We start from the raw sequence: 24,266 nt of genomic DNA, 5'->3' as shown, positions 1-24,266 counted from the left end.
CCGCCGGCCCGGCCGCCCGGTTCAGGCGGCGGCGAGCTCGGCGCTGTTGTGGTGGGCCCAGGACCGGATGCGCTCGGGATCACGGACATCGCCGCCCTTGCCCTGGCGGAGCATCGACCGGGCGGGCATTCGGGGAGTCCGGGCCGTGACGCTCCCTCCGAACGTCCGGTGCTCCCGCGCGCCGAGGAGCTGCATCTGCTCGGCGATACCGGCGGTGGCTCCGTGCTTGGTCCCGTGGGCGACCAGAACCTTCTTGGCGGTCATGGCGGGACTCCTCGTCTCGTCCTCGTGTGCTGATGTCACTGTCACGCGGCCGACGGCGGTTCCGCATGGGCCGGACGGATCCCGGAGGGGACCATTCGGTCCCCGCCGTAGCGGCTCCCCTCGGCCGCGGCCACGTGCTGCTTGACGTCGGCGAAGCTGTCGGGGACCACGGAGATCGAGTCGATCTCGACACCGACCAGGAACGCCGCGAACGCGGGATCGTCACTGGGACGCTGGCCGCACAGGCCCACGGGGCGTCCGACGGCGTGGGCCCGTGGGACGAGCATCCGGATCAGGCTGGTGACGGCGGGGTCGTTCTCGTCGAAGACGTCGGCGAGGGCTTCGGAGTCCCGGTCCACGCCGAGGGTCAGCTGGGTGAGGTCGTTGCTACCGATGGAGAAGCCGTCGAAGCGTTCGGCGAAGTCCTGGGCGAGCAGGACGTTGGCCGGGATCTCGGCCATCACGTAGACCTTGAGCCCGTTCTCCCCCCGGCGGAGCCCTTCGGCGGCCATGACGTCGAGGACCTTGTCGGCCTCTGCGAGGGAGCGGCAGAAGGGGATCATGACGATGACGTTGGTCAGGCCCATCTCGTCGCGCACCCGGCGCAGGGCCCGGCATTCGAGGGCGAAGCCCTCGCGGTAGCCCTCGCTGTAGTAGCGGCTGGCGCCCCGCCAGCCGATCATCGGGTTGGCCTCGACCGGCTCGAAGGGACGGCCGCCCAGCAGCTTGGCGTACTCGTTGGTCTTGAAGTCGCTGGTGCGGACGACGACGGGGTCCGGCCACCGGGAGGCGGCGATCCGGGCGATGCCGTACGCGAGGCGGTCGGTGAAGTACCCGGTGCGGTCGAGGTGGCCCTCGGTGAGCTGGTCGACGGCGCGCCGGTCGGCCGCGTCCAGGCGTTCCGGGTGGACCAGCGCCATGGGGTGGACCTTGACCTGGTGCGCGACGATGAACTCCAGGCGGGCCAGTCCCACTCCGTCGGCCGGCAGCCGCCACCAGCGGAACGCCGCCGAGGGGTCGGCGAGGTTGAGCATCACCCGGGTACGGGTAGCCGGCAGGGCGGCGAGGTCGGTCTCGGTCTCCTGGTACGGCACCAGGCCCGCGTACACCCGGCCGCGGCTGCCCTCGGTGCACGAGACGGTGACGTGCCCGCCGTGGCGCAGGACCCCGGTGGCGTTGCCGGTGCCGACGACGGCGGGGACGCCGAGCTCCCGGCTGACGATCGCCGCGTGGGAGGTGCGGCCCCCGTGGTCGGTGACGATCGCGGCGGCGCGCTTCATGATCGGTTCCCAGTCGGGGTCGGTGATCGCAGTGACCAGCACGGCGCCCATGGGGAAACGGTCCAGTTCGACGGGGGTGTCCAGGCGGCACACGGGGCCGGCGCCGATGGCTTCGCCGACCGCGATGCCTTCCGCGAGCGGCTCGCCGGGCATGCCGGTGAGGAGGCAGCGGCGCAGGGTCGTGGACCGCCGACGGGACTGCACGGTCTCCGGCCGGGCCTGGACGACGGCCAGCTCGCCGGACGTGCCGTCCTTGGCCCACTCCAGGTCCATCGGGCAGCCGTAGTGCTCCTCGACGGCCACGGCCCACTCGGCGAGCTGCCGCGCCTCGGCGTCGGTCAGGACGCGGCGGCCGCGCTCCTCGGCGGTGGTGTCGACGGTCCCGGTCAGCCCGCCTTCCGCGTAGACGGCCTTGCGGCGCTTGGCCCCGATGCGTACGTCGATGACGGGATTCAGGGCCGGGTCCTTCAGGGAGGGCTTGAAGACGGTGTACTCGTCGGGGTCGGTCTGCCCGCTGACGACGGTCTCGCCGAGGCCCCAGGCCGCGCTGATCACGACGACCTCGCGGAAGCCGGTCTCCGGGTCGAGGGTGAAGATCACCCCGGCACCGGCGAGGTCGGAACGGACCATCGCCTGGACACCGACGGAGAGGGCCACGCCCAGGTGGTCGAAGCCCATGCGCTCGCGGTAGTCGATGGCCCGGTCGGTGTAGAGGGAGGCGAGACAGCGGTGCACGGCCTCCAGCAGGCGCTCGGCGCCGCGGACGTTCAGGAACGTCTCCTGCTGCCCGGCGAAGCTGGCCTCCGGCAGGTCCTCGGCCGTGGCGGAGCTGCGCACGGCCACTTCGGGTACCGGCCGGCCCAGTTCCCTTCCGAGGGCCTCGTAGGCGGCGGTGATCTCGTTTCGAAGGGCCTCCGGCAGCGGCTCGGCCATGATCAGCGAACGGATGGCGGCACCGACGTCCTCGAGCGCGGCGCCCTCGCGGTACCGGTCCAGCTGCTCCGCGATGCGGGGGCGCAGGCCATGCCGGTCGAGCAGTTCCCGGAAGGCGTCGGCGGTGGTGGCGAAGCCGGGCGGTACGGTCACGCCGGCCGAGGCCAGCCCAACGGTGAGTTCGCCCAGCGAGGCGTTCTTCCCTCCGACGCGGCCGAGGTCTCCGCGGCCGAGCCGGGTGAACGGTATGACGCGTCGCATCTGTCCCATGACGGCCTCCGTGGCCTGGCTGACGGTGGGTTGCTCAGTAGGGCAGGGGGCGGCCGGACGGCGTGCGCAGGTCCAGGGGGGCGGGCTCGCGGGGCTGCTTCGGCCGGGTCTGCATCCGTTTGCGCTGCATCAGGGTCACCCTCCTGGAATAGCGGCGCCGCTCTGGCGTCCGGGTTCCACGATCACGCCATGTCCCGCTCCGTCCCCAGTGCCGAGAGGGCCCGTCGGCCGGGGCCGAGTGGTCCGCCCGGGTGTGGGGCCGATCGGCCCGCGGGAGGGGCCCCGAGTGGCGGGCGGCCGGGCTGCGGCACCCGACACGGCTCACGCCACGGACACGTCCGGTCGGACGATCGTGACGGGGCACGGGGCGTGGAGCGCCACTTGCAGGCTCACCGAGCCGAGGAGCGCCCGGCGGAAGCCGCCGCGTCCGCGGCTGCCCACTACCAGCATGTCGGCCCCTTGGGCCGCGTGCACCAGGACCTCGGCCGGGGGGCCGTGCACCAAGCGCTCGTTCACCAGGAGGCTCCCCGGCTCACCGAGCACGGTGCGGACCTCATCGACCAGCAGCCTCTCGGCCTGCTCCTGGTCGAGCGTCGCGTCCACCGCCGGAGCCGACCATGACGCCTCGCCCGGGATCTCCCAGGCAGTGACCGCGTCCACCCTTCCGCCGACGAGGCCGGCGTACCCGACCGCCCAGCGCAGGGCCGTCCGGGACGAGGGCGACCCGTCGACGCCCGCGACGATCCGCGGAACCTCATGCTGCCTGTCCATGTCCTTGCCCCTCGCGGGACATACCTTCAGCGTGTGCGCGACGAGTGGCCACCGCCACCCTGCGTCTCCGTGCGCCGTGTACCGTCCACGGCCCTCATCGCTCCTGCGGCGGTACGGCGACCGTGCCGTGCTGCCGGCCGCCGAGCACGACCTTGAGGGCGCCGGTGTCCGCGGCGCGGGAGAAGACGTCGTACGCCTCTTCCATCCGGTCCAGGTCGAAACGGTGGGTGACCATCGAGGCTCCGGGGAGGCGGCCGGCGGCCATCATGCGCAGCAGCATGGGGGTGGAGGAGGTGTCGACGAGGCCGGTGGTGATGGTGACGTCCTTGATCCACAGGTCTTCGAGGTGCAGGGTGGCGGGCTTGCCGTGGACGCCGATGTTGGCCACGCGTCCGCCGGGGCGGACCATGCGTGTGCACATCTCGAACGTCTCGGGCACACCCACCGCTTCGATCGCCACGTCCGCGCCGAGCCCGTCGGTCAGGTCCTCGACCAGACGCTCGGGCTCCTCCCGCGCGCTTGCGGTCGCGTCCGCACCGAGGTCGCGTGCCGCCGTCAGGCGGGAGGCCGCGAGGTCCACGGCGATGATCCGGCCGGGGCTGTAGAGCGACGCGGTGGCGATGGCCGCCAGACCGATGGGCCCGGCACCGACCACGACGACCGTGTCACCGGGGCGCACGTTCGCGTTGAGTACGCCGACCTCGTAGGAGGTCGGGAAGACGTCCGCGAGCAGTACGGCGTCCTGGCTGCTCACAGCGCTGGGAAGCGGGTGGACGGAGAGGTCGGCGAAGGGGACGCGGACGTATTCGGCCTGGGTGCCGTCGATGGTGTGGCCCAGCACCCAGCCGCCACCCCCGCGGCACTGCCCGTAGCGGGACTCGCGGCAGAACCGGCAGCGTCCGCAGGCCGAGATGCAGGAGATCAGGACGCGGTCGCCGGGGCGGACGCTGCGAACGTCGCCACCGGTCTCGACGACGGTACCGACGGCTTCGTGGCCGAGTATGCGACCTGGGGTGACCTCGGGGACGTCGCCCTTGATGATGTGCAGGTCGGTGCCGCATATGGTGACGGCGTCGACCCGGACCACGGCATCGGCGCCGTTCTTGATCCCGGGGTCGGGAACCTCCTGCCAGGAGGTCACTCCCGGGCCTTCGAAGACGAGTGCCTTCATGGTTGCGTCCTCTCTGCGCCGGGCGGTAGGGGTCACTGTCAGGCTGCGCCCCCGCGCCTCCACGGCGCTTGGGCCGGTCGGCCCCTGCCGAGGGGACCGGTCGGTCACCTGCGGCCCCGGCTCCCCCGCTGCCTCACGGCCGCCCGTAGCCGCCTCCACCGGGGGTGTGCAGGACGAAGACGTCTCCTGGGTACACGTCCACGGAGTCGCACCCCGCCATGGGCACGGCGCTGCCGTCGGCCCGCTCGACGTGGTGTTCGCCCAGGGCACCGGGAGCGCCGCCGGCCATTCCGTACGGTGGAACGCGGCGGTGCTGGGAGAGCACGCTGACGGTCATCGGTTCGCGGAAACGGATCCTGCGCACCACCCCGTCACCTCCGTGCCACCGTCCCGCTCCGCCGCTGCCGGCCCGTACCGAGAACTCCTCGACGAGGACCGGCAGGCGAAGCTCCAGTACCTCCGGGTCGGTCAGGCGGGAGTTCGTCATATGGGTCTGCACCGCGGAGGCGCCGTGGAACCCCGGTCCCGCGCCGGCCCCGGAGGCGACCGTCTCGTAGTACTGGTGGCGCGCGTTGCCGAAGGTGACGTTGTTCATCGTGCCGCTCCCCTCCGCCTGGGCGCCCAGCGCGGCGTAGAGGGCCCCGGTGACGGCCTGGGAGGTCTCGACGTTGCCGGCGACGATGGCCGCGGGCGGGGAGGGCGCCAGCATCGAGCCGGGCGGGACGATGAGGCGCAGCGGCCGCAGGAAGCCGTCGTTGAGGGGGATGTCCTGGGTGATGAGGGTGCGGAAGACGTACAGCACGGCAGCGGTGACCACGGAGGTGGGGGCGTTGAAGTTGGTGCCGAGCTGGGCCGAGGTACCGGTGAGGTCGACGGTGGCACAGCGCCGGGACCGGTCCACGCTCACGCGGACGGCGATCACGGCCCCCGAGTCGGTGCGGTAGCGGTACGCGCCCTCACTGAGCGCGCCGATGGCTTCGCGGACGGCGTTCTCCGCGTTGTCCTGAACGTGCCGCATATAGGACTGGACCACGTCCAGACCGAAGTGGCGGATCATGCGGCCGACTTCCACGACGCCCCTGGCGTTGGCGGCGATCTGGGCGCGCAGGTCGGCGAGATTCGTGTCGGGGTCGCGGGAAGGGTAGCGCGCGCCGGTCAGAAGGGCCCGCGTCTCCGCCTCCCGCACCACGCCTTCCTGGACGAGCAGCCAGTTGTCGAAGAGAACGCCTTCTTCCTCGATGGTCCGGCTGCCGGCGGGCATGGAGCCGGGTGTCAGCCCGCCGATCTCGGCATGGTGACCGCGGGAGGCCACGAGAAACAGGATGCGGTCCGCGTGGGCGGTCCCCTCCTCCCCGAAGACCGGGGTGATCACGGTGATGTCGGGCAGGTGGGTGCCGCCGTGGTAGGGATCGTTGACGGCGTATGCGTCTCCAGGGCGCATGGCTCCGGCCCGGCGCCGTACGATCTCGCGTACGGCTGTGCCCATGGAACCCAGATGGACGGGGATGTGCGGCGCGTTCGCGACCAGGCCGCCCTCCGGGTCGAACAGCGCACAGGAGAAGTCCAACCGCTCCTTGATGTTGACGGACTGGGACGTGGCAGCCAGCCGGGCGCCCATCTGTTCGGCGACGGAGACGAACTGGCTGTTGAAGATCTCCAGCATGACGGGATCGGCACGGGTTTCCAGCTCGGGCCCGGCAGGCCGGGTCGCCCGCTCCAGGCACAGGTGTCCCGCTTCGGTGACAGTGGCTCGCCATCCGGCATCCACGACGGTGGTGGCGTGCGTCTCTGTGATCACCGCGGGCCCCGGCACGGTCTCACCGGGGCGCAGCAGTCCACGCTCGTGGAGCGTGACAGTCCGCCAGCCGCCTTCCGTGTGGATGCGCGTGGTCTTCTCCGTGCCGTGGCCGGCGACGGCCTCGGACCGGTGCCGCAGATCGGGCTGTGGCGTAAGTCCCCGGGCCTCGCACGAGAGGGCGTCGACCACCAACGGCCGGTCGAGCAGGAAGGAGTACATCGTCCGGTGGCGATCGGTGAATTCGGCTGCCATGGAGTCCGCGTCGGCGAGTTCCACGGTGACAGGTGTGTCCGTGCCGTCGTAGCGCAGCCTTGCCGTGTGCCGGACGCGGACGATGTCGTCGGGGACGTCCTCGTCCCGCAGCACCCTGCGGGCCTCGGCTTCGAGTTCCGCCGCCGTGTCCCGCACGCGCCGCAGGTTCGTCTCGTCGAGCCCGCATTCGAGGGAGCGTTCCCGGACGGTCGTGACGTCCGCGAGTCCGATGCCGACCGCGGACAGGACCCCGGCCAGGTGCGGTACAAGGACGGTGGTGATGCCGAGGGCGTCGGCGACCGCACAGGCGTGCTGGCCCCCGGCGCCGCCGAAGCTGGTCAGGGCGTACCGCCGGATGTCGTGGCCTCGTTGCACGGAGATGCGCTTCACGGCTGCCGTCACATGGGCCACCGCGACCTGGAGGAAGCCCTCGGCCACCTCTTCCGGAGTCTTCAGGACACCGGTGGCGTCGTGGATCCTTTCGGCCAGGGCGGCGAACTCGCGCCGTACGACCGCCTCGTCGAGAGGCAGGTCGCCTGTGGGGCCGAAGACGTGGGGGAAATGGGCGGGCACGATGCGGCCCAGCAGCACGTTGGCGTCGGTGACGGTCAGCGGGCCTCCCGCGCGGTAGCAGGCGGGACCCGGCTGCGCCCCGGCGGAGTCGGGTCCCACGCGGTAGCGGCCGCCGTCGAAGTGCAGCACCGACCCGCCGCCGGCGGCCACGGTGTGGATGTCGAGCATCGGCGCCTGGAGGCGGATGCCCGCGACCTCGGTCGTGGTCACCCGGTCGAAGGCGCCCGCGTAGTGGGAGACGTCGGTGGACGTGCCTCCCATGTCGAAGCCCACGACGTGGTCGTAGCCGATCTGCCCGGACAGCCGGGCCATGCCGACGATGCCTCCCGCCGGTCCCGAGAGAATGGCGTCCTTGCCGAGGAAGTGTTCCGCGGCGGCCAGTCCCCCGCTGGACTGCATGAACATCACCGGGACGCCGTCGAGCTCCCGCGTCACGTGGCGCACGTACCGGTTCAGAGCCGGAGAGAGGTACGCGTCGACCACCGCGGTGTCTCCTCGGGGGACGAGCCTGGTCAGCCTTCCGGTGGCGGAGGAGAGGGAGATCCGGGTGAAGCCGATACGGCCGGCGAGCTCTCCGACCGCCGCCTCGTGCGCCGGGTGCAGGGCACTGTGCAGGCAGACCACCGCAACCGCCCGGATACCGTCCTCGAACGCCTCGCCCAGGGCTGTGGCAAGGGTGTCGAGGTCCGGCAGCCGCAGGACCTCGCCCCGCGCGGTGACGCGTTCGTCGACCTCGATGACGCGCTCGTACAGCGGTTCTGGCAGTTCGATCTTCCGGTCGAACAGCCGCGGTCGGTTCTGGTACCCGATGCGCAGGGCGTCGCGGAAACCCCGGGTGACGACCAGGACGGTGCGGGCACCGCTGCGCTCGAGGAGCGCGTTGGTGGCAACGGTGGTGCCCATGCGCACGGCCTGGACCGCCTCCGCCGGGATGGCCTCGCCCGGGCGGAGACCGAGGAGCGTGCGAATGCCCTCCACGGCCGCGTCGCGGTAGCGGCCGGGGTTTTCGGAGAGAAGTTTGAGGGTGCGCAGCCGGCCGCCGGGTGCAAGCCCCACGATGTCGGTGAAAGTGCCGCCTCTGTCGATCCAGAACAGCCATCCGGGCCGGGGTGTGAGGGCCATCTCGTGAGGCTCCCTTCCGTGTCGTCCGCCAGGCGCCCGCCGCTCTGCCGGCATGGCCGGTGCGGCCCACAGCCGCCGTGCCCACGGCCGCCCCTGCCGAACGAGCCGTACCGGACCAACCGGAAGGTAACAGAGTGTGATGAGCACGGCGCTGGACGTGTGCAGCGAGTCCACTCGGGGCGACCATACGGGGCTGGACGTGCTGGTCCAGTCGGGTGCGGGTGAGGGAGCCGGACTGCCGGACGCCGCCCACCTCGCGGCGGGCGCGAGGGGCGGCGCGCGGGAAGGCGCTCGCGGGGGCCGCCTGCGCTCCCTCCTCGACCGGACCGCCGCTGCCGGTCTGCCCTGACCGGCACGGACCCGGAGCGCCGCCCGCGGCCGCCTCACCTCTGCCGGGCGCCCTCACGCAGCAGGTCCGCGGTGCGGGCCATCGCGGCCGCCCTCTGCGCGCACTCCTCGTAGCAACGGCCGAGCACCGCGGCGTCGACCGCATCGGGCACGGTGCACACCGTGGCGCCCGTCAGCAGCCACCGGCTCAGGGCACTCTGTCGCACGCCGATGTCCGTCAGGTCCCTCTCCAGCACGGCCGGGGGCGCCTTCAGGTGGAGGGCGTCACCGGCTCTGGCCACCAGCCGAAGACTGGCCTCGCCGAGATCCCCCACGGGCACCAGAACGGTGCCGGCGAGCGGGGGTCCGGACTCTCTGGCCCTGGCCCCCGATCTCCTCGATCAGGACAGCGATGCGTCCGGCGTCCTCCGCCAGGTGGACGCCTGCGAGGACTGACGCACGCCGCCTCTCCTCGGCGGGGCCGTCGGATCCGGCGGAGGCAAGATCGGCAAGCCCGTGTCCTCGTGCCCGACAGTGCACCCCGCACTGCCTCCCCGCACTGCCTCCAGCGGCGGTCAGGGCACCGCGGTTCCGCGGTAGCCCCGGCGGGGTGGGGGCGGGGGCAGCAGCGTCGGCGGAGCCGGTGGCCGCAGGTCGGCGGGTTCTTCCCGTGCCGGGTGACCGGCGAAGGCGGCGACGATGTCGGTCGCCGTCAGCACGCCGACGAGTCGCCCGTCCTCCCCGAGCACGGGGACTGCGTCGGTTCCCGTACAGGTCATGAGGTCCGCCGCGTGGCGTACGGTCTGCGCCACATGCACGATCACCGGCCCGTGACCGCGCAGGAGATCCTCCACGCGCAGGCCGGACAGTGCAACGGCCGGGGCCGCGCAGGCCACCGCGACGTCGGCCCGGTCCAACAGTCCGGCACAGCGCCCGTCCGGGCGCACGACCGGTAGGTGGGAGGAGCCGGACCGCTCGAACAGCTCCCATGCCACGAGCGCGCTTTCGTCGGCGTCGACGGTGGTCGCCGCGGGACGCATCACGCGGTCGACCGTCCGTGCCAGAACTCTCCGCTCATGGTGGAGCCCCTCCGGCTGCTGTTCCATGGTCGCCTCCTTCGTGTACGCGCGCCTCGCGGCGACGCCGCCGGGGCGTTGCGGTCGGGCCGTCAAGCGCCCGGGGAGGGCCTCGCCGCGCGGAGTCGCGGTCAGGAGCCGGGCGGCTTCCCTGCCCGGCCGCGTGCGTCGCGGCAGAGACCGGATGATGCCATCGTATGTACCGAGGGCCTGCGCGCGGGGTTGCGCGCCGGCCGCAGAGGAAGGCGTGAGGACACATGAGGCTCCCGCTGACGGTGGGCATCGACGGATCGGATTCCAGCCTGCAGGCCGTGGACTGGGCGGTGGACGAAGCCTCCCGCCGTGGGCTGCCCCTGCGTCTGGTCCATGCCTCGCTGTGGGAACGTTACGAAGGCGGCCGCCCCTCCTTCGGCGCCGATCGCCCCACCGAGGAGGTCATGGTGCAGCACATCGTCGCCTCCAGCGCGGAACGCGCCCGACTGCGCAACCCGGAGGTGCCGGTAGCGGGCGACGTGTTGCCCGACGATGCGGTCTCCGCCCTCCTGCAAGCAGGGCATGAGGCATGTGCCCTGGTCACGGGAGCCCGTGGCCGCGGCGAGATCGCCGGGATGCTGCTGGGGTCGGTCAGCCTCGCGGTCGCAGCCCGTGCCACGTGCCCGGTCATCGTGGTCCGTGGCCCGGAGCGGAACCGGCAGGGGTCGTTCGGCCGGGTCGTGGTGGGGATCGGCGAGCCTGCCGGCGCAGGGGATGCCGTACGGTTCGCCGTCCGAGCGGCCGAGGTTCGCGGCTGTGCCCTGGAGGCCGTCCGTGCCTGGCGCGTGCCGGCCCACGATCGTCTGGCCCCGCGCGCACACGAGGAACAGGCCTCGGCCGACCTCACGGAGGCGCTCCGTGACGTCATACGGGAGCACCCCGCCGTGCAGGTGCACCGTCGTCCCGTCGAGGGTCCGGCCCACCGGGTTCTGCTGGAGGCATCGGCCACCGCAGACCTGGTCGTGGTCGGCGTTCCGGGACGGCACGGACACTTCGGTCTACAGCTGGGCCGGGTCGCTCACGTCCTGCTGCACCACGCCGCATGCCCGGTGGCCGTCGTTCCACAGCGAGCCTGATCTTCGAGGCCCACAGTGACAGCAGGTCACGGAAACCGGAGGTGCCGCCATGGCAGACACTGCGCCGGAAACGACCGGGGGGCGGCTGCCCGGGGACACCCACCGGCTCGAAGTCACCCACGTCGACGGTGACGCCTACGTGGTCGACGTGGGTGGGCACCGCCTCCGTGTCGACCAGCCCACGGACGCGGGCGGGACGGACACCGCGCCCACGCCCACCGAGATGTTCGCCGCGTCCCTGGCCACGTGCGTCGCGTTCTACGCGGGGCGCTACCTGCTCCGCCACGATCTGCCGCGCGCGGGTCTGGTCGTGCGGGCGGAATTCACCATGGCCACCGACCGACCCGCTCGGGTGGCCGCGGTGCGCATCGTGATCGTGCCTCCCCCGCAGCTTCCCGAGGGGCGGCGCGCGGGTCTTCTCGCCGTCGCCTCGCACTGCACCGTCCACAACACGCTCCAGCGGCCGCCGGACATCGACATCGGGCTCGCGCCGTAGCCGCCCCTGCCGGGTGGGCGGCCCGGCAGCGCGTGGTGCCGCGCCCCGGCCCTTGCGCGGCACCGGTCGGCCGGGGTCAGCCGAACAGCTCCCGTACGCGGATGGTGTGGATCCGACGCGGCGGTGTCTCGTTCCGCTCCCCCCGGGGCCGGGCCCGCTTGGGCAGGCGCCCGCTGGGGCAGGGCCCCGGCTGCCGGAAACCGACCCGGAAGGCGGGGGGCACGGGCTTGGCGGCACGGGGCGTGCCACCGGGTTTCGGTGCAGGTGTGTTCACGGGTCCCACCGCGCCGTCTGCGGCAGGTCGAGCCGGGCGGCGGGCGGTTCGGCGCTCGTGGACTCCCCTTCGACGAACCGGGTGAGTGCCCGGGCACTCTCGAGGAACTGAGCGGGGAAGACGATGGTGGAGTTCTTCTCCGCCGCGATCTCCGCGAGGATCTGCAGGTTGCGCAGCTGAAGGGCGATGGGGTGACGGCCGATGACGTCCGCGGCCTCGGCCAGGCGGTCGACGCTGAGGGCTTCTCCTTCGGCCGCGATGATCTTGGCGCGCTTCTCGCGTTCCGCCTCCGCCTGGCGGGCCATGGCGCGTTGCATCGTGGTGGGCAGTTCGATGTCCTTGAGCTCGACCAGCAGAACGTAGACACCCCACTGCTGAGTGAGGCTGTCGAGGATGTCCTTGATCTGGATGTTGAGGGTCTCCGTGTCCGTGAGCACCTGGTCGAGCAGCGAGCGGCCCACCACGTTGCGCACGGTCGTCTGGGCGATGTGGTTGATCGCCGACGAGACGTCCTCGATCTCCACGATGGACTTGACCGGGTCGTCGCGGCGGAAGTAGGCGACGGCGGCCACGCCTATGGAGACGTTGTCCCGGGTGATGACCTGCTGGGACGCGATCGGCATGGTCACCGTGCGCAGACTCACCTTCCACATGTGGTCCACCAGCGGGATCATGAAGCGGATACCAGGATTCCGCACGTTGCGCAGCCTTCCGAACCGGAAGACCACACCGCGCTCGTACTGGCGCACGACGGCAACGCCGAGACGGGACATCCGGACCACCTCCTCGGGTGCTGCCCATGGTGACGCGAGGGTGTGCGCGGCCGCCTGGGCCCATCAGTACCCAGCCGGGGTCCGAACGGTCCCCGGAACCGGTGCGGCCGGCGCCGCGGCTCTCGTCCTGTCCGTGACCGGCGTGACCATCGCCGCGAACCCGGGAGGGCCGGACGCGGGACCGGGCGGCCGCCGGCGGGCGTGCCCCGCGCGCCCGGGTGACAATGCGGGAGGTGGGCCGCAGGGCAGGCAGGGCCGGCCCCGGAAGAGGGGTTCGACGTGGCCGAGAGCGCGGTCCGCACAACGGTCATCGGGCTTGGCAACGACTTCCGCCGGGACGACGGGATCGGGTGGGCCGTCGTCGCCGCGCTCAGGGAGCGGGCGGCACGTCGCGAGCTGCCACCGGGGACCGTCCTGACACAGTGCGACGGCGATCCCGGTCGGCTGCTGGAGCTGTGGGCGGGCGCCGGTCGAGTGATCGTGGTGGACGCCTGCTTCCCGCCCTCGGCACGGCCGGGGCGGACCTGGCGGTGGGACAGTGCGGTGGGCGGCACCCCGCTTCCGGCCGGGCCGGGCCGGCACAGCACACACGCGCTGGGGCTCTCCGAGGCCCTGCGGCTCGGTGCGGCACTCGGGCGCGGCCCCGATCGTCTGGTCGTGTACGCGGTGGAGGGAGCGGACCGCTCGGTGGGACCGGGCATGACCGCGGCGGTGGCGGCAGCGGTGCCGCGTCTGGTGCGGCGGGTCGAGGCGGAGATCGCACGGCACGCCACGTTCCCCGACGGCGTCCGCACCCGTACGGGCTCCCCGGACGGGACTCGCCGGACCGCGTTCGCGGCCCGCAGACCACCCGCCTGACACCCTGTCCGTACGCAGTCGCACACCGTGGCGCCCCGGCGCGCGGGCAGGACCCGCGTCCCTCCCCGGGCGCGCCGGACGCGCCCGCGCCCTCTCGGGCCGCAGGGCCCGCAGAAGAGAGGGCAGGACAGGACATGGACGACCCCGACGACACCGCAACCGCCCCCGGCGGCGGAACCGAGGCGGTGCTCGGCCCCGACGGGCTGGAGGCGCTGGTGCGGGCCCTGAAGCGCCGCGGCCGTACGGTGATCGGCCCGACCGTGCGCGACGGGGCGATCGTCCTCGACGCTCTGGACTCGGCGGCCGCGCTGCCGTACGGCTGGGGAGTGGAGCTGGAGGCGGGCCGCTACCGGCTCCGCCCGCGCGCCGACGGAGCGGCCTTCGCCCACAGTGCGGGGCCCCAGTCGTGGAAGTCGTTCCTGCACCCCGAACGCGTCCGCCAGTGGTCGGCCGACCGCGGGCCCGACGGCGGGCTGGCCGTGCGTGAGGAGGAGCCGGAGGACCTCTCGTACGCGTTCCTCGGCGTGCGGCCCTGCGATCTGCGCGCCATCCGGATCCTGGACCGGGTGCTGACCGGCGGCCGCCACCGGGACCCTGCCTACGCCTCCCGGCGGACGGGCGCCTTCCTGATCGCCGTCGAGTGCACGGAGCCCGGGGCCACCTGCTTCTGCGTCTCGATGGACACGGGCCCAGCCGTGGACTGCGGGTACGACCTCGCCCTGACGGAGGTGGTGGACGCCGCCGGCCACCGCTTCCTGTGCCGCAGCGGAACGCCGGAGGGGGCCGAGGTACTCGCGGAGCTCCCGGGCCGGGCCGCCGACGAGGCCACGCGTGCCGCCGCGGCCGACGGGGTGCGGGGGGCGTCGGAACGGATGGGCCGGTCCCTGCCGGTCGTGGACCTGCGGACGCTGATGCGGGACTCACTGGACGCGGACCGCTGGGACGACGTCACCGCCCGGTGTCTGAGCTGCGGCAACTGCACCATGGTCTGCCCCACCTGCTTCTGCACCACCACCGAGGACGTCACGGACCTGACCGGCGACCACGCCGAACGGTGGCGCCGCTGGGACTCCTGCTACGACCTGGACTTCTCGTTCCTGCACGGCGGCCCGGTCCGGGCGAGCCCGCGCAGCCGCTACCGCCAGTGGCTCACCCACAAGCTCGGCACCTGGCACGACCAGTTCGACAGCTCAGGCTGCGTGGGGTGCGGCCGGTGCATCGTCTGGTGCCCCACGGGGATCGACCTCACGGAGGAGGTACGCGCCTTGCACGAGGAGGCCGCACGCCCGCAGGGCGCGCCGTGACCGCGGCTGCCGGAGGGCCCGCCGCCGCGGGACTGCCGGGCGCCCTTCCGCCGGAGGAGCGCGAGCGGCTCATGGCCCTCGCCCGCTCCGTCACCCTGCCCGGCGGCGCACGCGTCTTCGAGGAGGGCGGGCAGGCCGACCGGTTCTGGATCGTCCGCTCGGGCGCCGTCGCACTGGACGTGCACATGCCCGGCCGGGGGCGCTCCGTGGTGGAGACGATCGGCGCGGGCGGCCTGCTCGGCTGGTCCTGGCTGTGCCCGCCCCACCTGTGGCACCTGGGCGCCGAGGCCCTGGAACCGACCCTCGCCTGGGAGTTCGACGCCGCCGCGGTGCGCACCCTGTGCGCCGAGCGGCCCGCGCTCGGCCTGGCCCTCGTCACCGTGGTCGCGGGGACGATCGGGGACCGGTTGCGTGCCGCGCGGACCCGGCTGCTCGACCTGTACGGGCCGCAGCAAAGCGGGCCCGTACCGTGACGGCCGTACCGCTGCCGTACCGCGTACGGGAGCGCCGGGAGGAGACCGGTGACGTGGTCACCCTCACCCTGGAGCCGGTCGACGGACCGCCGGCGCCGTTCGCGCCCGGCCGGTTCGCCATGCTGTACGCCTTCGGGGTCGGCGAGATCCCGGTCTCCGTGTCCCGGATCCTCGACGGGGGCGCGCTCGCCCACACCGTACGGGCCGTCGGCGCCGTCTCGCGGGCGCTGTACGGGCTCCGGCCCGGGGCCGTGGTCGGGGTCCGCGGTCCCTTCGGCACCGGCTGGGACGCGGCCTGCGCCCGGGGCGGCGACGTGCTCGTCGTCGCCGGCGGCATCGGCCTCGCCCCGCTGCGCCCCCTGATCGACGCCGTGCTGGCCGCACCGGAGGCGTTCGGGCGGCTGAACGTGCTCGCCGGTGCCCGCACGCCGGCCGATCTGCTGTACCCGGAGGAGTTCCCCGCGTGGCGCCGGCCCTTCGCGGCCGTGACCGTCGACCGGCCGTCCGCCGGCTGGACCGGGAGGGTCGGTGTCGTCACCGCGCTGCTCGACGAGGCCGCGTTCGAGCCGGCGCGGACGACCGCGTTCGTCTGCGGCCCCGAGGTCATGATCCGCGCCACCGGCCGCGCGCTCGCCCACCGCGGCGTGCGCCAGGACCGGATCCGGGTCTCCCTGGAACGCACCATGCGCTGCGGCACGGGGCACTGCGGGCACTGCCAGCTCGGTCCCCTGCTGCTCTGCCGTGACGGCCCCGTCGTCGGCCACGACCAGGCCGAGTCCCTGCTCTCCGTCCGGGAACTGTGACATGACCACCCCCAGCACCCGCCCGCTCCCACCCGCCCGGCCGCGTCTCGGCGTCTTCAAGTTCGCCTCCTGCGACGGCTGTCAGCTCACCCTCCTCGACTGCGAGGACGAACTGCTCGGCCTCGCCGCCGAACTGGAGGTCGTCCACTTCGCCGAAGCGTCCAGCGGCACCGCGCCCGGCCCCTACGACCTGGTGCTCGTCGAGGGCTCGGTCAGCACCCCCGAGCACATCGACCGGATTCGGCGCGTCCGGTCCGAGGCCCGGCACCTGGTCACCATCGGGGCCTGCGCCACCGCCGGCGGCGTCCAGGCCCTGCGCAACCACGCCGACACCGACGCGTACCTCGCCACCGTCTACGCGCGACCCGACTACATCGCCACCCTCGCCACCTCGACGCCCGTCTCCGCCCATGTCCCCGTCGACTTCGAACTGCGCGGCTGCCCCATCGACCGCGGCCAGCTCCTCGAGGTGATCACCGCGTTCCTCGCCGGGCGTAGGCCCGGTATCCCGAGCCACAGCGTGTGCTTCGCCTGCAAGCGGCGCGGCACCGTCTGCGTCACCGTCGCCCACGGCACACCCTGTCTCGGCCCCGCCACCCACGCCGGCTGCGGAGCCCTGTGCCCGGCGTACGGACGGGGCTGCTACGGCTGCTTCGGACCCGCCGAGACCACCAACCTGCCCGCGCTGGTTCCGCTGCTGCGCCGTGACGGGATGACCGAGGAGGACGTCGGCAGGTTCCTGCACACCTTCAACACCACCGCGTTCGCGGCCGTGGAGGAGCAGGGACCCGGCACGGCGGCCCCGGAAGGAGCCGGATGAGCGAGCCGGCCCCCCGCTCCCGGATCCTGCGCGTCCCCGCCCTCACCCGTGTGGAGGGCGAGACCGCGCTCCACCTTCGCATCCACGGATCGACCGTCACCGAGACACGTCTGGCGATCTACGAGCCGCCGCGCTTCTTCGAGGCCTTCCTCCGGGGCAGGGCCCACACGGAGCCCCCCGACCTCACGTCGCGCGTCTGCGGGATCTGCCCCGTCGCCTACCAGATGAGCGCCTGCCGGGCGATCGAGGACGCGTGCGGCGTCCACGTCGACGGACAACTGGCCGCCCTGCGGCGCCTGCTGTACTGCGGGGAGTGGATCGAGAGCCAGACCCTGCACGTCCACCTGCTGCACGCCCCCGACTTCCTCGGCCACGACGACGTGATCGGCCTGTCGCGCACCCACCGGGAGCACGTCGAACGCGGGCTGCGCCTGAAGCAGGCGGGCAACGCGGTGGTCGAGCTGCTGGGTGGCCGCGCGATCCACCCCGTCAACGTCCGTCTGGGCGGCTTCCACCGCACCCCCGCCCGCTCCGAACTGCGCCCGCTCGCGGAGCGGCTGCGCACCGCCCTCGACGACGCCTGGGACACCGTGCGCTGGGTCGCCGGCTTCGAATTCCCCGACGCCGAGTGCGACGCCGACCTGTTCGCCCTCGCCGAAGCGGGCACGTACGCCATCGAGTCCGGCACCCCCACCGTGCTCCGGTACGACGATCCCCGCACCCCCCGTCCCTTCCCCCTGCGGGACTTCTGCGACCACGTCACCGAGGAGCAGGTCCCGTGGTCCACGGCCCTCCACGCGCGCCTCGACGGGCGGCGGCACCTCACCGGCCCCCTCGCCCGCTGGGCCGTCAGCGGCCACCTCCTGTCGCCGACGGCCCTGGAAGCGGCCCGGGAGGCCGGACTGGGCGATCCCCCGCCGCGCCCGGGTGCGCCGGACGGCACGCGCGGCTCCGCCTGCAGAAACCCCTACCGGAGCATCCTGGTCCGGGCGGTGGAAGCCCTCTACGCGGTCGAGGAGGCGATCCGCATCATCGACGCGTACGAGCCCCCGCCCCGCCCGTACCTCGAGGTGCCGCCGCGCGCCGGCACCGGGCACGGGGCGACGGAGGCACCGAGGGGGCTGCTCTACCACCGCTACGCGCTCGACGGAGCCGGCCTCGTCACCGATGCCCGCCTCGTGCCGCCCACCGCCCAGAACCAGGGCGCCATCGAGGAGGACCTGCGCCGCACCGTCCAGGCGGGCCTCGACCGCGGAGAGGACGACGAAACGGCTCTGACCCACCTGTGCGAGCGGGTGGTCCGCAATCACGACCCGTGCATCTCGTGCGCGGCCCACTTCCTCGACCTCGACATCGAGCGGACCCCAGGGCTCACCTGACGGCCGCGGCGGCCTCGGCCTGGATCCCGGATCGCCCTCCGGAAGCCGCACAGGCGTTCAGGGCCGCGCCTCGCTGCGCAACCCGCCCCGCCTGGGGAACCGGGCGGTGGGCGCCGTCCAGAACTCCAGGATCCACAGCGTGCCGCACTCGACCGTGAACTCGACGCCGTACAGGTCCTCGTGCTCGGCCCGCAGACGGTCCATGCACGCGCGCAGCCGTCCGTGGACCGCCGGGGCGAGCTCGCCCAGCCGTTCGAGCGGCAGGGGGCTGCGGGCTGCGGCCAGGACGTCCTCGCCCTGGGTGTCGGGCAGGTAGGCGCCGTGGAGTCCGGGCCGCCCCGTGACGGGATCCCGGACGAAGGCGACGCCGCTGCCGGAGTCGGGTCCGAGGTTGCCGAAGACCATCGTCTGGACGGTGACCGCCGTGCCGGAAGCGCCGGGGAGGCGCTCCGCAGCCGGTGCCGCGTCCGGGGCCGCGAAGACGGCCAGGACGGCCCGGCGCAGCTGCTCGGCCGGGTCCTGGGGGAATTCCTCGCCGGCCCGCTCCGCGATCAGGTCCTTGAAGGATTCGACGAGGGTGATCAGGTCGACGGTGTCGAAGCGGCTGTCGTCGGCGACGGCGTGCCGCCGTCCGAGCCGGTCGGCGATCTCCTCGAACAGCGAGCCGTCCACCCCCATCAGTGTGGTGCCGAACATGTGGACGAGGCGCCGGTAGGAGTCCCAGGCGAAGCGCTCGTGCCCGGGCGCCTTGCCCAGGCCCAGTACGGCGAGGTCGTTCAGGCCGATGTCGAGGACCGTGTCCGTCGTACCCGTCGGGCCGGAGTCCGAGCGGACGGAGAGCAGCAGCGGGTCGTCCACCCGGCCGAGCCGCTTGCCCGTCGCCCGCTCCAGGGCCGCGAGGTGGTGCGCGAGCTGCTCCTCCAGCCCCTCCGGTGGCGCACCCGTCGCCCGGAAGACACGGCACGCCTCGGAGGTGACGGTGAACCCCGGCGGGACCGGCAGGCCCAGACGGGTCATCTCCGCCAGGCCGGCTCCCTTGCCGCCGAGGAGCCCGGCCGGGTCGGGGCAGCCCTCGGTGAAGTCGTACACGTACTGCTTCATCTGACCTTCTCCGTCCGCACACGCCCGGAACGCCTTCCCCTTGCACTGTCCACTCTCACCTGGGGGCCTCCCTTCGCATCAGGGCCCTTCGGTCCCCGGGCGCGGGAATCCGGCGCTGCGGCGCGCGGGCCGTCGAGTCCGGGATGCGTCCGGGTGTGGGCCGAAAGGGTCACCTCCCTGGGCCGCTCGGCCCTCCCGGTGCGACGGACCGTGCAACAGACTGAGCCGTGGACGCGGCCTGTACGCCCCCGGCAACCGCGGCAGCCCCTCTCCTGCCCCCGTCCAGCGGCCGATCGCCCCAGGAGCCAGCCATGCCCGCCTTCCGGTACACCGTCAGCGATGTCATGTCGCACACCGCGGTCGCCATCGGCCGCAAAGCCTCCTACAAGGAGATCGTCGAGCTGATGCACCAGTGGAAGGTCAGTGCCCTGCCCGTCCTGGAGGGGGAGGGCCGCGTCGTGGGCGTCGTCTCCGAGGCCGACCTCCTTCCCAAGGAGGAGTTCCGTCGCGCCGACCCCCAGCTCCCCGGACAGCTCGACGAGGCGGCGAAGGCGGATGCGGTTTTGGCCGAGGACCTCATGTCCAGCCCCGCGGTCACCGTCCGGGCGGATGCCGCGCTGGCCGAGGCCGCGCGCATCATGGCGCGCAGGACCGTCAAGCGGCTGCCGGTCGTCGACGACCTCGGCATGCTCGAAGGCGTCGTCAGCCGCAGTGACCTGCTCAAGGTGTTCCTGCGTCCCGACGAGGAGATCGAGGCGGAGATACGCCAGCTCGTCCTCGGCGAACTCCCCCTGCCCGCCCACATCGAGTTCACCGTGCTCGACGGCGTCGTCACGCTCGAGCCGATCCGGGAACGCGCCCTCGTGCCCCTGCTGGCCCGGGCGATCCGGGCGGTCGAAGGGGTGGTGGAGGTGCGCACCGACCCGGAGCGGGCGGACGCTGCCGCTGCCTGACTGCGCCCCGCCCCGCGAGCGGGCCCATGTGTCCGGCACAGCCCTCCTCGAAGAGGCCACCATGGACCACCGCATCACCGTCGGACTCGACGGATCACCCGAGAGCGCCGCCGCCGCCCGCTGGGCCGCTCGCGAGGCCGAGCTGCGCCACGCGCGGTTGCGCATCGTCCACGCCGGTGAGCGGCCGGTGCCGGTCGGCGTTCCCGAGGCGGCCTCCGCGGTACGGGGCGAATGGGCCGAAGTCCTGCTGCGGGAGTCCGCCGCCGCCCTGCGCCGCGTCCACCCGGAGCTCGACATCACCACCGGGTCGGTCTGCGGTCCGCCGGCGGCCGCGCTGGCCACCGAGGCGGCCACCTCCGACCTGCTGGTCCTGGGATCCCGCGGGCTCGGGACACTGACCGGCTTCGCCGTCGGCTCGGTCGCACACGACGTACTCCATGCCACCGAGCGGCCCGTCGTGCTGGTGCGCAGCGGAGAGGACGCGCTCCCCCACCCGAGTGGCGGCCACAGCGGGCGTGATCTCGTCGTGGGCGTCGACATCAGCCGCCCGTGCGACCCCGTGCTCGCCTTCGCGTTCGAGGAGGCTTCACGTCGGTCGTGTCTCCTCCACGTCGTCCATGCCTGGACGCCCACCCCGTTGTTCGGGTCCGGAGCGGCCTACGATCCCCGCATCCGCGCCCAGCTCGGCGAGACCATGGCGGGCGACCTGGACGATGCCCTCGCACCCTGGCGGGACAGGTTTCCCTCGGTCCAGGTGACTGCCCGGGCCCCGATGGGGCACGCCGCGCAGAAGCTGCTGGCCGCGGGTGCGGAAGCCGGGCTGATCGTCGTCGGCCGCCGGATCCGCCGCCCGTCGTACGGCGCGCGCGTGGGCTCGACCACGCACGCCGTGATCCACCACAGCACCTCGCCCGTGGCCGTCGTCGCCCATGACTGAGGTCCGCACATCGGCGGCACACGGTCGGTCTCAGTCCGGCTCCATGTAGGGGCGCCGGAAGACCGGGGCCTGGCCGGTGCCCCACGGCCGTACGGCGGCAAGGGCCTGGACGACCGCGGATTCCAGGGACCCGCCGGTGTCGACGGCGACCGCCTCGGCCCACGGCGCCTCCTGGGCCGCCATGGCGGTGGCGATGCCGAGGTCGGCGTCGGAGGCTCCGGTGGCCCGGTTCTCCAGACGGGCCGCCGACACCTCGCCCGGGACCCGGCAGTGGAGGGCCACCAGGTCGGTGCTCGTGCGCTCGGCCAGCCGCTGCGCGGCCTCCCGCTGCTGCACGTCGGACCACGTGGCGTCCAGGACCACGGACTCGCCCGCGGAGAGCAGGGAGGCCGCGCGGTCAAGCAGGGCGGCGTAGGTCCTGGCGGTCCACTCGGGCGTGTACAGGCCTTCGCCGTAGGCGGCCGCCGCGGACTGCTCCGCCGGGATGCCCGCCAGCTCCTTGCGGAGGCGGTCGCTGCTGAGCAGGGTGACGCCCAGCCGGTCGGCCAGCGCGCCGGAGAGGGTGGACTTCCCGCTGCCCGGCAGGCCGCCGACGAGCGTCAGGCAGACGGAGGAGGTGCGCAGATGCCGCAGGGCCGCCGAGAGCAGCCGTCGTGCGGCCACCTCCGCTCCGGGCGCGCCCTGCCGGGCCTGGATGAGCGAGACCTTGGCACGGACGAACGCGCGGTAGGCGACGTAGTGGTGGCGCAGGGACGGGGGCGCGGGGTCGCCGGAGTACTCGCCGTACTGGGCGAGGAAGTACGCCGCGGCCTCCGGCGCGCCCAGCTGTTCCAGATCCATGGCGAGGAAGGCGGCGTCGTCGAGGCCGTCGACGGCGCGGAGCCGGTCGTCGAACTCGAGGCAGTCCAGGACGCGGGGACCGTCGTCGAGGCAGAAGATGTCGTCGGCGAGCAGGTCTCCGTGGCCGTCGACCACGCGCCCCTGCGCGATGCGCGCGGCGAACAGCGCGTCACGGCCTGCCAGGTAGCGGCGCACCAGTCGCTCGACCTCCGCGACGCCGTCGGGAAGGGGGCCGTCGCCTGCCATCGCGCGGACCTGGGTGAAGCCGGACTCCCACCGCGAGGACAGTGCCTCGCGCGTGCCCTGTTCGTCCACTTCCGGGCTGCGGGGTGCGTCCGCGTGACAGGCCGCAAGCTGCCGGGCGACGGAGCGGAGGGCCTCGTCGACGGCGACCCCTTCCCGTACCAGCCGGGAGAGGCGACGGTCGTCCGGCATGCGCCGCATGACGACGACGGGCTCCGGTTCGTCCGCGCCCGGGCCGTGGAACTCCCCGAGCCCGAGGTAGACGTCGGGGGAGAAGCGGCTGTTGAGGGCGACCTCCCGCGCGCACGCCGAGCGTCGGGCGCCGACGGTCGTGAAGTCCAGGAACCCCAGGTCCACGGGCTTCTTCAGCTTGTAGGCGCGGTCTCCGAGGAAGACCACCACGGCGGTGTGGGTCTCACGGACCTCGGCGCGCGGTGCGCCGTCGGACCGGCCGCGGCCGCGGACGGGCGGGCGCGTGGCGTCGTCCGGCGGAGGTTCGGACATCGTCGGTTCCTTCCGGCGGATCGGCTCAGTCGTGGGGGACGACGGCGACGGGACAGCGCGCGTGATGGATGGCGGCCACGGCGACGGGGCCCAGCCGCGGGGCCAGGGCGGGGCGGTGCATCCGCCGGCCGACGACCAGCAGAGCGGCGCCCTCGGCCGACCGTACGACGGCCTTGGCCGGGCTCTCGACACCGATGCCGTCGATCACCTCCACTCCCGGGAACTTCTCGCGCCAGGGTTGGAGTACGCGGACGAGATGCTCGTGCGCGTCCTGCCTGATCTCCTCGGTGACGTCGTGGGCCACACCCCAGGGGACGTGCGCGTGGAGGGGTGCGCTCTTTCCGTGGACGGCTTTGAGGGGAACTCCCCGCACCGCCGCGGCGTCGAAGGCGAAGGCGAGCAGGTCGTCACAGGGGCCGTGCAGCTTCAGGGCCACCACTACGCCGCCCGGCGTACCCGGAGGATGCGGTGCCCCTTCCTTCCCGGCCTCTGCCCGGACCAGGACCACCGGCCGCTCGGCCCGCGCCACCAGGGGCATGCTGATGTCGCCCAGGAAGTAGCTCTCCACGTACTCCAGGCCGCGCGAACCGAGCACCGTCATCTCGGACTCGGCCGCCGCGTGCAGCAGTGCCTCCTGGGCATCGTCGGCAACCAGGCTGCCGACGACGGTGAGCCCCGGGTGGCGAGCCTGGAGCTCGGCCCGCGCGCTGTGCACGAGCCGCTTCGCCCAGTAGTTCTGATCGGGCTCCGCGGTGGCCCGGGGCGGCTCCGGCGCCAGCATCGGCCACGCGTGCAGGAGCCGCAGCGTGAGCCCGCGCCGCTCGGCTTCGTCTGCGGCCCACCGGGCGGCGGCGAGGCTCTCGGGTGAGCCGTCGAGGCCCACGGTGACGACAGGCTCCATGGCGGCTTCCTCCGTGTCGCAAAGACCTCGCATGACAGGGGGAGGCCGCCCGTCCGGGGCGACCTCCTGTTTCGCTTACGTCGATGAGTACCCCACACCGTGCCGCGGCGCATGCGGAGGACGGGCTCGGTGGTGCTGCGGCGGGCGGGGGGTCAGCGGGCGGGGGTGTCCCGTACCGGGTGCTTGCTGAGGATCGAGACCCGGTTGAAGGCGTTGATCGTGATCGCCACCCAGATCACGGCCGAGATCTCGTCGTCGTCCAGCACCTCACGCGCCTGTGCGTACGCACGCTCCTGGGCGAGGGCGTCGGCGGGGTGCGTGGTGGCCTCGGCGAGAGCGAGGGCCGCACGCTCGGGGGCCGAGAAGAGGTCGGTGTCCCGCCAGGCCGCGAGCACGCCCAGGCGCCGGGTGGTCTCCCCGGCGCGCAGAGCGGCGCGGGTGTGGACGTCGAGGCAGGACGCGCAGCCGTTGAGCTGGGAGACCCGCAGGTTGACCAGCTCGACCAGGATCCGGTCGAGGCCGGCCTCGGCGGCCGTCGCGCGGACGGTGTCCGCGGTCTTGACCAGCGCCTGGTACGCGGCGGGGTCCTGCTTGTCGAGGTAGATCCGGCCCTTGGTCCGGTGGGCTTCCCTGGTCTGCGCCGTCTCGGTCATGGTGAGCT

23 protein-coding genes are annotated in these 24,266 nt (G+C 73.3%); 11 read left to right on the top strand and 12 right to left on the bottom strand.

The window, feature by feature from the left end; translation table 11 throughout:
- Nucleotides 1-21 precede the first annotated feature (21 nt).
- The 5 genes from ACFY15_RS30425 to ACFY15_RS30405 all read right to left on the bottom strand — a co-directional run bounded on the left by ACFY15_RS30425 (nt 22) and on the right by ACFY15_RS30405 (nt 8,434).
- Nucleotides 22-264: a hypothetical protein gene (locus tag ACFY15_RS30425; RefSeq protein WP_390826434.1), complete on the bottom strand. Its 243-nt coding sequence runs from the start codon at nt 262-264 to the stop codon at nt 22-24.
- A 41-nt stretch (nt 265-305) separates the two neighbouring features.
- Nucleotides 306-2,747, bottom strand: coding sequence for a phosphoenolpyruvate synthase (gene ppsA, locus ACFY15_RS30420; RefSeq protein ID WP_390826433.1), 2,442 nt, complete (start codon nt 2,745-2,747; stop codon nt 306-308).
- Nucleotides 2,748-3,068: 321 nt separating this feature from the next.
- The gene (locus ACFY15_RS30415) at nt 3,069-3,518 is read right to left on the bottom strand and encodes a universal stress protein (protein ID WP_390826432.1); all 450 of its coding nucleotides are present in this window, start codon (nt 3,516-3,518) and stop codon (nt 3,069-3,071) included.
- 94 nt (nt 3,519-3,612) lie between these two features.
- Nucleotides 3,613-4,689, bottom strand: coding sequence for a zinc-dependent alcohol dehydrogenase family protein (locus ACFY15_RS30410; RefSeq protein WP_390826431.1), 1,077 nt, complete (start codon nt 4,687-4,689; stop codon nt 3,613-3,615).
- A 133-nt stretch (nt 4,690-4,822) separates the two neighbouring features.
- Entirely contained in the window at nt 4,823-8,434 is a 3,612-nt protein-coding gene (locus ACFY15_RS30405) for a hydantoinase B/oxoprolinase family protein (RefSeq protein ID WP_390690065.1), read from the bottom strand.
- Nucleotides 8,435-8,573: 139 nt separating this feature from the next.
- Here ACFY15_RS30405 and ACFY15_RS30400 point away from each other — a divergent pair, with 139 nt between their 5' ends.
- Entirely contained in the window at nt 8,574-8,783 is a 210-nt protein-coding gene (locus tag ACFY15_RS30400) for a hypothetical protein (protein ID WP_390690064.1), read from the top strand.
- Between the two features lie 34 nt (nt 8,784-8,817).
- On the opposite strand, the gene ACFY15_RS30395 is transcribed toward ACFY15_RS30400, so the two are convergent.
- Nucleotides 8,818-9,063 (bottom strand): hypothetical protein, encoded by a 246-nt coding sequence (locus ACFY15_RS30395; RefSeq protein ID WP_390690063.1) that lies wholly within the window; start codon nt 9,061-9,063, stop codon nt 8,818-8,820.
- Between the two features lie 273 nt (nt 9,064-9,336).
- Nucleotides 9,337-9,867 carry an HPP family protein gene (locus ACFY15_RS30390; RefSeq protein ID WP_390690062.1) on the bottom strand — a complete coding sequence of 177 codons (531 nt, stop codon included), beginning with the start codon at nt 9,865-9,867 and terminating at the stop codon, nt 9,337-9,339.
- 227 nt (nt 9,868-10,094) lie between these two features.
- On the opposite strand from ACFY15_RS30390, the gene ACFY15_RS30385 reads away from it, so the two are divergent.
- Nucleotides 10,095-10,946 (top strand): universal stress protein, encoded by an 852-nt coding sequence (locus ACFY15_RS30385; protein ID WP_390690061.1) that lies wholly within the window; start codon nt 10,095-10,097, stop codon nt 10,944-10,946.
- 49 nt (nt 10,947-10,995) lie between these two features.
- Nucleotides 10,996-11,442, top strand: a complete 447-nt coding sequence (locus tag ACFY15_RS30380; protein WP_390690060.1) for an OsmC family protein — start codon at nt 10,996-10,998, stop codon at nt 11,440-11,442.
- A gap of 270 nt (nt 11,443-11,712) precedes the next feature.
- On the opposite strand, the gene ACFY15_RS30375 is transcribed toward ACFY15_RS30380, so the two are convergent.
- On the bottom strand, nt 11,713-12,489 hold the full coding sequence (locus ACFY15_RS30375) for a slipin family protein (protein WP_390690059.1): 777 nt from the start codon (nt 12,487-12,489) through the stop codon (nt 11,713-11,715).
- 279 nt (nt 12,490-12,768) lie between these two features.
- Between ACFY15_RS30375 and ACFY15_RS30370 the strand changes: the two genes are divergently transcribed.
- From ACFY15_RS30370 to ACFY15_RS30345, 6 genes are all read left to right on the top strand, one after another.
- Nucleotides 12,769-13,347: a hydrogenase maturation protease gene (locus ACFY15_RS30370; RefSeq protein WP_390690058.1), complete on the top strand. Its 579-nt coding sequence runs from the start codon at nt 12,769-12,771 to the stop codon at nt 13,345-13,347.
- Nucleotides 13,348-13,481: 134 nt separating this feature from the next.
- The gene (locus tag ACFY15_RS30365; protein WP_390690057.1) at nt 13,482-14,651 is read left to right on the top strand and encodes a 4Fe-4S dicluster domain-containing protein; all 1,170 of its coding nucleotides are present in this window, start codon (nt 13,482-13,484) and stop codon (nt 14,649-14,651) included.
- Nucleotides 14,648-15,124 (top strand): cyclic nucleotide-binding domain-containing protein, encoded by a 477-nt coding sequence (locus tag ACFY15_RS30360; RefSeq protein ID WP_390690056.1) that lies wholly within the window; start codon nt 14,648-14,650, stop codon nt 15,122-15,124. Before ACFY15_RS30365 ends, ACFY15_RS30360 begins: the two co-directional genes overlap by 4 nt.
- Nucleotides 15,121-15,927, top strand: a complete 807-nt coding sequence (locus ACFY15_RS30355; RefSeq protein WP_390690055.1) for an FAD/NAD(P)-binding protein — start codon at nt 15,121-15,123, stop codon at nt 15,925-15,927. Before ACFY15_RS30360 ends, ACFY15_RS30355 begins: the two co-directional genes overlap by 4 nt.
- 1 nt (nt 15,928) lies before the next feature.
- Complete coding sequence (locus ACFY15_RS30350) at nt 15,929-16,747, top strand: oxidoreductase (RefSeq protein WP_390690054.1); 819 nt, start codon at nt 15,929-15,931, stop codon at nt 16,745-16,747.
- On the top strand, nt 16,744-18,126 hold the full coding sequence (locus ACFY15_RS30345) for a Ni/Fe hydrogenase subunit alpha (RefSeq protein WP_390690053.1): 1,383 nt from the start codon (nt 16,744-16,746) through the stop codon (nt 18,124-18,126). Before ACFY15_RS30350 ends, ACFY15_RS30345 begins: the two co-directional genes overlap by 4 nt.
- Before the next feature lie 57 nt (nt 18,127-18,183).
- Here the strand turns inward: ACFY15_RS30345 and ACFY15_RS30340 are convergent, their stop codons facing one another.
- Entirely contained in the window at nt 18,184-19,227 is a 1,044-nt protein-coding gene (locus tag ACFY15_RS30340; protein ID WP_390690052.1) for a PEP/pyruvate-binding domain-containing protein, read from the bottom strand.
- 311 nt (nt 19,228-19,538) lie between these two features.
- Here ACFY15_RS30340 and ACFY15_RS30335 point away from each other — a divergent pair, with 311 nt between their 5' ends.
- Together ACFY15_RS30335 and ACFY15_RS30330 are read left to right on the top strand one after the other, a co-directional pair.
- Complete coding sequence (locus ACFY15_RS30335; protein ID WP_390690051.1) at nt 19,539-20,180, top strand: CBS domain-containing protein; 642 nt, start codon at nt 19,539-19,541, stop codon at nt 20,178-20,180.
- Between the two features lie 28 nt (nt 20,181-20,208).
- Nucleotides 20,209-21,117: a universal stress protein gene (locus tag ACFY15_RS30330; RefSeq protein WP_390690050.1), complete on the top strand. Its 909-nt coding sequence runs from the start codon at nt 20,209-20,211 to the stop codon at nt 21,115-21,117.
- 30 nt (nt 21,118-21,147) lie between these two features.
- On the opposite strand, the gene ACFY15_RS30325 is transcribed toward ACFY15_RS30330, so the two are convergent.
- The 3 genes from ACFY15_RS30325 to ACFY15_RS30315 form a co-directional block, all read right to left on the bottom strand.
- On the bottom strand, nt 21,148-22,704 hold the full coding sequence (locus ACFY15_RS30325; RefSeq protein ID WP_390690049.1) for an AAA family ATPase: 1,557 nt from the start codon (nt 22,702-22,704) through the stop codon (nt 21,148-21,150).
- Nucleotides 22,705-22,729: 25 nt separating this feature from the next.
- Nucleotides 22,730-23,605, bottom strand: coding sequence for a universal stress protein (locus tag ACFY15_RS30320; RefSeq protein ID WP_390690048.1), 876 nt, complete (start codon nt 23,603-23,605; stop codon nt 22,730-22,732).
- 152 nt (nt 23,606-23,757) lie between these two features.
- The gene (locus ACFY15_RS30315) at nt 23,758-24,258 is read right to left on the bottom strand and encodes a carboxymuconolactone decarboxylase family protein (RefSeq protein ID WP_390690047.1); all 501 of its coding nucleotides are present in this window, start codon (nt 24,256-24,258) and stop codon (nt 23,758-23,760) included.
- Nucleotides 24,259-24,266 lie beyond the last annotated feature (8 nt).

Origin of the sequence: Streptomyces sp. NPDC001373 (assembly GCF_042895815.1) — a bacterium.
Classification (GTDB): domain Bacteria; phylum Actinomycetota; class Actinomycetes; order Streptomycetales; family Streptomycetaceae; genus Streptomyces.
This window is presented reverse-complemented; position numbering and strand designations above follow the sequence as displayed.